The organism is Escherichia sp. E4702 (genome assembly GCF_963883545.1).
GTDB lineage: Bacteria > Pseudomonadota > Gammaproteobacteria > Enterobacterales > Enterobacteriaceae > Escherichia.
Map to the genome: position 1 here is coordinate 46,525 of NZ_CAWORF010000033.1, position 9,688 is coordinate 56,212.

At 53.6% G+C, this 9,688-nt stretch carries 5 protein-coding genes and 1 pseudogene; 5 read left to right on the forward strand and 1 reads right to left on the reverse strand.

Annotated features, from left to right (window positions below; all coding sequences use genetic code 11):
* The first annotated feature begins 5 nt into the window (after positions 1 to 5).
* From AACU94_RS19820 to trmL, 5 genes are all read left to right on the forward strand, one after another.
* Positions 6 to 4,664 (forward strand): YadA-like family protein, encoded by a 4,659-nt coding sequence (locus tag AACU94_RS19820; RefSeq protein WP_135488497.1) that lies wholly within the window; start codon positions 6 to 8, stop codon positions 4,662 to 4,664.
* Between the two features lie 488 nt (positions 4,665 to 5,152).
* Complete coding sequence (lldP, locus tag AACU94_RS19830; RefSeq protein WP_130215198.1) at positions 5,153 to 6,808, forward strand: L-lactate permease; 1,656 nt, start codon at positions 5,153 to 5,155, stop codon at positions 6,806 to 6,808.
* Positions 6,808 to 7,584: a transcriptional regulator LldR gene (gene lldR, locus AACU94_RS19835; RefSeq protein WP_130261179.1), complete on the forward strand. Its 777-nt coding sequence runs from the start codon at positions 6,808 to 6,810 to the stop codon at positions 7,582 to 7,584. The genes lldP and lldR overlap by 1 nt, the downstream gene beginning before the upstream one ends.
* Positions 7,581 to 8,771: a quinone-dependent L-lactate dehydrogenase gene (gene lldD / locus AACU94_RS19840; protein ID WP_135488498.1), complete on the forward strand. Its 1,191-nt coding sequence runs from the start codon at positions 7,581 to 7,583 to the stop codon at positions 8,769 to 8,771. The genes lldR and lldD overlap by 4 nt, the downstream gene beginning before the upstream one ends.
* 102 nt (positions 8,772 to 8,873) lie before the next feature.
* Positions 8,874 to 9,347: a tRNA (uridine(34)/cytosine(34)/5-carboxymethylaminomethyluridine(34)-2'-O)-methyltransferase TrmL gene (trmL, locus tag AACU94_RS19845; RefSeq protein ID WP_000932351.1), complete on the forward strand. Its 474-nt coding sequence runs from the start codon at positions 8,874 to 8,876 to the stop codon at positions 9,345 to 9,347.
* 114 nt (positions 9,348 to 9,461) lie between these two features.
* On the opposite strand, the pseudogene AACU94_RS19850 reads toward trmL, so the two are convergent.
* Positions 9,462 to 9,688 (reverse strand): annotated as a pseudogene (locus AACU94_RS19850) (IS110 family transposase); the annotation flags it as partial.

The following is a 9,688-nucleotide window of genomic DNA, read 5'->3' on the forward strand; positions in this document are numbered from 1 at the left end:
CAATAATGAACAAAATATTTAAAGTTATCTGGAATCCGGCAACGGGCAGTTACAGCGTTGCCAGCGAAACGGCAAAAAGCCGTGGCAAGAAATCCGGGCGCAGTAAGCTGTTAATTTCTGCTGTGGTTGCGGGTGGGTTGTTGTCGCCATTTGCATATGCAGATAATGCAACTGGTACTCCTGTTGTACCAACAGGTCATAATAGTGGTAATGGATGGGTGGCTATCGGGGAAGGCTCAACAGCAAGCCAGCACACAGGTCTCGACGGTGCATCGACTGCTATAGGGAATCTTGCCAGCGCTTTGGGTAAATATAGTACGTCAATAGGTGCCAGAAGTTCTGCTGACGGCGATGCGTCAACAGCGTTGGGGGTGAAGGCGAATGCCAGTGGCGACAGAAGTACAGCTATAGGGGCGTCGGCCAAAGCAAGTGGCGGCCACTCTATGGCAGTAGGGGTCACAGCAAAAGCATTCGGAGATGAGTCATTGGCATTTGGTCATGGCAGCGTAGCCGGTGTGGCCGCCGATCTCGCCAACAATGAATCCGGTAAGCATTATGCGGCGGCATTCGGCACTAACAGCACCGCGACAGGCGAAAAAAGCCTTGCATTAGGTTACAAAAGTTCCAGTTCTGCACAATATAGTGTCGCCATAGGTGCAGACGCCAGTGCAGAAGGCGTTGATGCGATTGCCGCAGGTCGTGAGAGTGAAGCTAAAGGCACAGACAGCCTGGCATTAGGCAGACTATCACTTGCCAGTGCAGCGAACGCTATTGCAATTGGTGCAGACAGCGAAGCTGGTGAAAATGCGACGGCGGTTGGCTTTAACGCGGATGCGACAGGGAAATCCAGCCTGGCGCTGGGAGACAATGCCAGTGCTGGAGAAACCAACTCCATCGCTATAGGTCAAAACAGCAGAGCAACCAAAGTTGGTTCAATTGCACTGGGCAGTGGCAGCACTTCAGCGGGTGAGAACGCCATTGCACTGGGCAACGACAGTAACGCGGGGGGCAAAAGCAGCCTTGCTTTCGGTGTTGGCGCCAGCGCAAATGGTGATAACGCAGTCGCCATTGGTGCAAATTCCATAGCTGATGCAGACAATACTGTATCTGTAGGTAGCCTCGGTTCAGAGCGCAAAATAGTCAATATGGGTAAAGGTGACATCAATAAAGACAGCACCGATGCCATTAACGGATCACAACTTTATGCCATCAGTAAGTCTGTTTCTGACAGACTCGGAGGATTTCATGCTGATCCTAATAATGTTATAAACTCTGACGGGACGCTTAAAGCCCCCACATATTATCTACAAAGCGGCCAGTACAATAACGTGGGAGAGGCTCTCCAGGGCATCGATAATAACACGTTACACTGGGACGAAAAAAACAAGAAATACAGCGCCAGCCATACCACCTTTAATACCGATGGCTCAAAGAAAAACTCCCTGGCACAAAGCGTCATTACTGACGTCGCTGATGGTCTGATTAGTGAAGACAGCTTTGAGGCCGTGAACGGCTCGCAGTTGTATGACCTGAAGCAAGACTCTCTGCTCTGGGATTCCAATGCTGGCGCATTCAGTGCGGCTCATGGTGATCCAAGTACGGTCAGCAAAATTACCAACCTCGATGCTGGAACGATATCCTCAACCAGCACCGACGCCATTAATGGTACACAACTCCAAAGCACTGCGAAAACCATTACGTCCTATTTGGGCGGCGGCGCAACAATGAGTGATACGGGTGTATTTGCTGCACCAACCTATAACATTGGTGGTCAGGACTACCACAACGTTGGCGGCGCTCTGGAGGCGCTTGAGGACGATGCTCTGTTCTGGGATGCAACCGCTAAATCCAATGCTGGCGCATTCAGTGCAGGACATGGAAAAGACAACTCTCCGAGCATTATTACCAACGTCGCTGATGGTGTGATTGATGGTAATAGTTCTGATGCCGTGAACGGCTCTCAGTTGTATGACCTGAAGCAAGACTCTCTGCTCTGGGATTCCAATGCTGGCGCATTCAGTGCAGGACATGGAAAAGACAACTCTCCGAGCATTATTACCAACGTCGCTAATGGAGCAGTATCATCAACCAGCACTGACGCGGTTAACGGTTCACAACTGAATACCACCAATAACAACGTCAGCGCCCTGACCAGCACTGTCGAAGGTATCGACGGCACAGTGGATAGCCACACCCTGAGCATTGATGCACTTGAAGACGACGCGCTGCAGTGGGATAGTTCTTCCTTCAGCGCCAAACACGGCCCTAACGGTACTGACAGCAAAATCACCAACTTACTGGCAGGTACCGTATCTTCCACCAGCACCGATGCCATTAATGGCTCACAACTTTATAGTTTAGCTGATTCCTTTACGACCTATCTTGGCGGTGGTGCCGATATCAGCGATACGGGCGAATTAACCGGACCAACCTACACTATTGGTGGTAAGGCCTACACTAACGTCGGTGCTGCACTGGAAGCCATTAACACGTCATTTAGCGCTTCGCTCGGTGATGCTCTGCTCTGGGATACTACCGCCAATAAATTCAGCGCCAAACACGGTGGCACCGCCAGCGTCATTACTGACGTCGCAGATGGTGTAGTTTCTAATAACAGCAGCGATGCCATTAACGGTTCGCAACTCTACGACACCAATAAGTACATTGCTGATGCCCTGGGGGGTAACGCAAAAGTTAACGCTGACGGTTCTATCGCTGCGCCAACTTATACAATCGCGGGTGGAAGTTACAACAACGTCGGTGAAGCTCTGGATGCGCTCGATGATAATGCCCTGCTGTGGGATGACGCTGCGGGTGCCTACAGCGCCAACCATAAAGGCAACGCCAGCAAAATCACCAATGTGGCTGATGGTCTGATTGAAGCGGGTAGCACCGACGCCGTCAACGGTTCCCAACTGAATGCCGCTAACCTGCTGATCGAGCAGAATAGCCAAATCATCAATCAGCTTGCTGGTAACACCGACACGACGTACATCGCAGAGAATGGTGCAGGTATTAACTATGTGCGTACCAACGACGACGGCTTAGCGTTCAACGACGCCAGCGCGCAGGGTGTTGGCGCTACAGCAGTGGGTTATAACGCTGTTGCCTCTCGTGACAGCAGCGTAGCCGTGGGTTATAACGCTTTTGCCTCTGGTAACAGCAGCGTAGCCATTGGTCAGGACAGCATTAGCGAAGTTGACACGGGTATCGCCCTGGGTAGCAGCTCTGTTTCCGAACGTGTGATTGTTAAAGGTTCTCGTAACACCAGCGTAACGGAAAATGGCGTAGAGATTGGCTACGACACCACTGACGGTGAATTACTCGGCGCATTGTCGATTGGTGATGATGGCAAGTACCGTCAAATCATCAACGTAGCCGATGGTTCCGAAGCCCATGACGCCGTTACGGTTCGCCAGTTGCAGAATGCCATTGGTGCAGTCGCTACCACGCCGACCAAATACTTCCACGCTAACTCAACGGCTGAAGATTCACTGGCAGTCGGTGAAGACTCGCTGGCAATGGGTGCGAAAACCATCGTTAATGGTAACGCCGGTATTGGTATCGGCTTGAACACTCTGGTTCTGGCAGATGCGATCAACGGTATTGCTATCGGCAGTAACGCACGCGCAAACCATGCAAACAGTATTGCAATGGGTAATGGTTCTCAGACTACCCGTGGCGCGCAGACTGGCTACACCGGTTACAACATGGATGCACCGCAGAACTCTGTGGGCGAATTCTCTGTGGGCAGTGAAGACGGTCAACGTCAGATTACCAACGTCGCAGCAGGTTCAGCGGATACCGATGCGGTTAACGTTGGGCAGCTGAAAGTCACCGACGAGCGTGTGGCGCAAAACACCCAGAGCATTACTAACCTGAATACCCAGGTCACGAATCTGGATACACGCGTCACCAATATCGAAAACGGTATTGGCGATATCGTGACTACCGGTAGCACCAAATACTTCAAGACCAACACGACAGGTGTTGATGCCAACGCGCAGGGTCAAGATAGTGTCGCGATTGGTTCCGGTTCCATTGCTGCCGCTGATAACAGCGTCGCACTGGGTACAGGCTCCGTGGCAAATGAAGAAAATACGATTTCCGTAGGTTCTTCCACTAATCAACGCCGTATTACTAACGTTGCCGCAGGTAAAAACGCTACTGACGCGGTTAACGTTGCGCAGTTGAAGTCTTCTGAAGCGGGTGGCGTGCGCTACGACACCAAATCTGACGGTTCTGTTGACTACAGCAGCATTACCCTCGGTGGTGGCAGTGGCGGTACGACTCGTATCAGCAACGTTTCCGCTGGCGTGAACAACAACGACGCGGTGAACTACGCGCAGTTGAAGCAAAGCGTGCAAGAAACGAAGCAATACACCGATCAGCGCATGGTTGAGATGGATAACAAACTGTCCAAAACTGAAAGCAAGCTGAGTGGTGGTATCGCTTCTGCAATGGCGATGACCGGTCTGCCGCAGGCTTACACGCCGGGTGCCAGCATGGCCTCTATTGGTGGCGGTACTTACAACGGTGAATCAGCTGTTGCTTTAGGTGTGTCGATGGTTAGCGCCAATGGTCGTTGGGTCTACAAATTACAAGGTAGTACCAATAGCCAGGGTGAATACTCCGCCGCACTCGGTGCCGGTATTCAGTGGTAATCATCCATTAACGAATGGGTAAACGCCAAATTGCCTGATGCGTTACGCGCATCAGGCCTACAGGAGGATGCTGCACATTCCTGTAGGCCGGATAAGGCGTTCACGCCGCATCCGGCAATGGTGACAAATGCCTGATGCGACGCTTGCGCGTCTTATCAGGCCTACAAATTCTCGCGCCATCCGTAGGCCGGATAAGCGCTCCGGGTCAACAATCTAAGGGCAATTCTCTGATGAGGATTGCCCTTTTCTTTACCAGACATCTCCCCCCACAAAAATTGGCCCTACCAATTCTTCGCTTATCTGACCTCTGGTTCACAGTTCCCCAATTAAAACTCACATAACCGTTGCCAATTAATAACATTTGGTTAACCATTAATTGTCATTATCCCTACACTACAAAATTGGCAGTGCCACTTTTACACAACGTGTGACAAGGAGATGAGCAACAGACTCATTACACGATGTGCGTGGACTCCAGGAGACCTGCAATGAATCTCTGGCAACAAAACTATGATCCCGCCGGGAATATCTGGCTTTCCAGCCTGATAGCATCGCTTCCCATCCTGTTTTTCTTCTTTGCGCTGATTAAGCTCAAACTGAAAGGATACGTCGCCGCCACCTGGACGGTTGCCATCGCCCTGGCCGTGGCTTTGCTGTTCTATAAAATGCCGGTCGCCAACGCGCTGGCCTCGGTGGTTTATGGCTTCTTCTACGGTTTGTGGCCAATCGCGTGGATCATTATTGCGGCGGTGTTCGTCTATAAGATCTCGGTGAAAACCGGACAGTTTGACATTATCCGCTCGTCGATTCTTTCGATAACCCCAGACCAGCGTCTGCAAATGCTGATCGTCGGTTTCTGTTTCGGCGCATTTCTCGAAGGGGCTGCGGGCTTCGGCGCACCGGTGGCGATCACCGCCGCATTGCTGGTCGGCCTAGGCTTTAAACCTCTGTACGCCGCCGGACTGTGCCTGATTGTTAACACCGCGCCAGTGGCATTTGGTGCGATGGGTATTCCAATTCTGGTTGCCGGACAGGTAACAGGCATCGACAGCTTTGAGATCGGCCAGATGGTGGGTCGTCAGCTACCGTTTATGACCATTATCGTCCTGTTCTGGATCATGGCGATTATGGACGGCTGGCGCGGTATTAAAGAGACGTGGCCTGCGGTCGTGGTTGCAGGTGGTTCGTTTGCCATCGCACAGTATCTCAGCTCCAACTTCATTGGGCCGGAACTGCCGGACATTATCTCTTCGCTGGTATCGCTGCTCTGCCTGACACTGTTCCTCAAACGCTGGCAACCGGTACGCGTTTTCCGCTTCGGCGATCTGGGTGCATCGCAGGTTGATATGACGCTGGCTCACACAGGTTACACGGCGGGTCAGGTGCTGCGTGCCTGGACACCGTTCCTGTTCCTGACCGCCACCGTAACACTTTGGAGTATCCCGCCATTTAAAGCACTGTTCGCTTCGGGCGGCGCGCTGTATGAATGGGTGATCAACATTCCGGTGCCGTATCTCGACAAACTGGTTGCCCGTATGCCGCCGGTGGTCAGCGAGGCTACAGCCTACGCCGCCGTGTTTAAGTTTGACTGGTTCTCTGCCACCGGTACCGCCATTCTGTTTGCTGCGCTGCTCTCGGTTGTCTGGCTGAAGATGAAACCGTCTGACGCTCTCAGCACCTTCGGCAGCACGCTGAAAGAACTGGCGCTGCCCATCTACTCCATCGGTATGGTGCTGGCATTCGCCTTTATTTCGAACTATTCCGGGCTGTCGTCAACACTGGCGCTGGCACTGGCGCACACCGGTCATGCATTCACCTTCTTCTCGCCATTCCTCGGCTGGCTGGGGGTATTCCTGACCGGGTCGGATACGTCATCTAACGCTCTGTTTGCCGCTCTGCAAGCCACGGCCGCACAACAAATTGGCGTCTCTGACCTGTTGCTGGTTGCCGCCAATACCACCGGCGGTGTTACCGGGAAGATGATCTCCCCGCAATCCATCGCTATCGCCTGTGCGGCGGTAGGCCTGGTTGGCAAAGAGTCAGACCTGTTCCGCTTTACCGTCAAACACAGCCTGATATTCACCTGTATGGTGGGCGTGATCACCACGCTTCAGGCTTACGTCTTAACGTGGATGATTCCTTAATGATTGCTACACCCAGACGCCTGTCAGACGAAGTTGCCTCCCGTGTGCGGGCGCTGATTGATGAAAAACAGCTGGAGGCGGGCATGAAGTTGCCCGCTGAACGCCAACTGGCGATGCAACTCGGCGTGTCGCGTAATTCACTGCGCGAAGCGCTGGCAAAACTGGTGAGCGAAGGCGTACTTCTTAGTCGTCGCGGTGGTGGCACATTTGTGCGCTGGCGTCATGACGCGTGGTCGGAGCAAAACATCGTCCAGCCGCTGAAAACGCTGATGGCCGATGATCCGGATTACAGTTTCGATATTCTGGAAGCCCGCTACGCCATTGAAGCCAGCACCGCATGGCATGCAGCAATGCGTGCCACGCCTGGCGACAAAGAAAAGATTCAGCTTTGTTTTGAAGCAACGCTCAGCGAAGACCCGGACCTCGCTTCGCAAGCGGACGTTCGTTTTCATCTGGCGATTGCCGAAGCCTCGCATAACATCGTGCTGCTACAAACCATGCGTGGTTTCTTTGATGTTCTGCAATCCTCGGTGATGCAAAGCCGTCAACGGATGTATCTCGTGCCGCCCGTTTTTTCACAACTGACCGAGCAGCATCAGGCGGTCATTGACGCCATTTTTGCCGGGGATGCCGACGGTGCGCGTAAAGCGATGATGGCGCATCTCAGTTTTGTCCACAGCACCATGAAAAGATTCGATGAAGATCAGGCGCGCCGTGCACGTATTACCCGCCTGCCCGGTGAGCATAATGAGCATTCGAGGGAGAAAAACGCATGATTATTTCTGCAGCCAGCGATTATCGCGCCGCAGCACAACGCATTCTGCCGCCGTTCCTGTTCCACTATATGGATGGCGGCGCATATTCTGAATATACCCTGCGTCGTAACATGGAAGATTTATCAGAAGTGGCGCTGCGCCAGCGTATTCTGAAAAACATGTCCGACTTAAGTCTGGAAACGACGCTGTTTAATGAGAAATTGTCGATGCCAGTAGCGCTGGCTCCAGTGGGCTTGTGCGGCATGTATGCGCGACGCGGCGAAGTTCAGGCCGCAAAAGCGGCGGATGCGCATGGCATTCCGTTTACCCTCTCGACGGTTTCCGTTTGCCCGATTGAGGAAGTCGCACCCGCCATCAAGCGCCCAATGTGGTTCCAGCTTTACGTACTGCGCGATCGCGGTTTTATGCGTAACGCACTGGAGCGAGCAAAAGCCGCGGGGTGTTCGACGCTGGTTTTCACCGTGGATATGCCAACGCCGGGCGCACGCTACCGTGATGCGCATTCGGGTATGAGCGGCCCGAACGCCGCAATGCGCCGCTACTTGCAGGCGGTGACTCATCCACAATGGGCGTGGGATGTGGGCCTGAATGGTCGTCCGCATGATTTGGGTAATATCTCGGCTTACCTTGGCAAACCGACCGGGCTGGAAGATTACATCGGCTGGCTGGGGAATAACTTCGATCCGTCCATCTCCTGGAAAGACCTTGAGTGGATCCGCGATTTCTGGGATGGCCCGATGGTGATCAAAGGGATCCTCGACCCAGAAGATGCGCGTGATGCGGTACGTTTTGGCGCTGACGGGATTGTGGTTTCTAACCACGGCGGTCGTCAGTTAGATGGCGTGCTCTCTTCTGCCCGCGCGCTGCCTGCCATAGCAGATGCAGTGAAAGGTGATATCGCCATTCTGGCAGATAGCGGCATTCGTAACGGGCTAGACGTTGTGCGTATGATTGCGCTCGGTGCCGACACCGTACTGCTGGGTCGTGCTTTCCTGTATGCGCTGGCAACGGCGGGCCAGGCGGGCGTGGCTAACCTGCTGAATCTGATCGAAAAAGAGATGAAAGTGGCGATGACGCTGACGGGCGCGAAATCGATCAGCGAAATTACGCAAGATTCGTTGGTGCAGAGGCTGGGTAAAGAGTTGCCTGCGGCGCTGGCTCCGATGGCGAAAGGGAATGCGGCATAGTCGTATCCCCCTCGCCCCTCTGGGGAGAGGGCCGGGGTGAGGGGAAAAGGCCGCACGGCTCACCAATTTTCTGCTATCCTGCCCCCGCACTAAGGGGGCAGTATGCTAAACATCGTACTTTACGAACCAGAAATTCCGCCAAATACTGGCAACATCATCCGTCTTTGCGCTAACACCGGCTTTCGTCTGCATATCATCGAACCAATGGGATTTGCCTGGGACGATAAGCGCCTACGCCGCGCAGGGCTGGACTACCACGAATTTACCGCCGTTACGCGTCATCATGACTACAGCGCGTTCCTCGAAGCAGAAAATCCCCAGCGCCTGTTTGCTCTCACTACAAAAGGTACGCCCGCACATAGCGCCGTAAGCTATCAGGATGGCGACTATCTGATGTTCGGCCCGGAAACACGCGGCCTGCCAGCGAGCATTCTTGATGCCCTGCCCGCTGAACAAAAAATTCGTATTCCAATGGTGCCGGACAGCCGCAGCATGAACCTGTCCAATGCGGTGTCGGTAGTGGTGTATGAAGCCTGGCGGCAGCTGGGGTATCCGGGAGCGGTATTGAGAGATTAGTTACTGTAGATACTGTTACGGCCTGCAAGTTTTTTCCTGGTCCAGTCTCCCGGATTGCAGGCATGCCAGACACAGCGCCGTCAGGCGCTGTTTTTTTCATCCCTTCCGCGATTTTTACGCCGCTACCGGATTATGCCGTGACGCATCGAACGGCACGCCTGACTTCAGCACTCCATACGCCACCTGTGCCAGCTTGCGCATCATCGCGCCGAGAATCACCTTTCCTTTCTTGCCATTAGCCGCCAGACGGTCGCGGAACGCCCGTCCCCACTCAGTCTTACTGGTGGCTACCATTGCAGGCATATACAACGCCCTGCGAAGCGACACATGTCCGGCTTTAC

Excerpts from the sequence above, each read along its gene's own strand:
- AACU94_RS19820 (WP_135488497.1), top strand. The coding sequence starts at position 6 with ATGAACAAAATATTTAAAGTTATCTGGAATCCGGCAACGGGCAGTTAC.
- lldP (WP_130215198.1), top strand. The coding sequence starts at position 5,153 with ATGAATCTCTGGCAACAAAACTATGATCCCGCCGGGAATATCTGGCTT.
- lldR (WP_130261179.1), top strand. The coding sequence starts at position 6,808 with ATGATTGCTACACCCAGACGCCTGTCAGACGAAGTTGCCTCCCGTGTG.
- lldD (WP_135488498.1), top strand. The coding sequence starts at position 7,581 with ATGATTATTTCTGCAGCCAGCGATTATCGCGCCGCAGCACAACGCATT.
- trmL (WP_000932351.1), top strand. The coding sequence starts at position 8,874 with ATGCTAAACATCGTACTTTACGAACCAGAAATTCCGCCAAATACTGGC.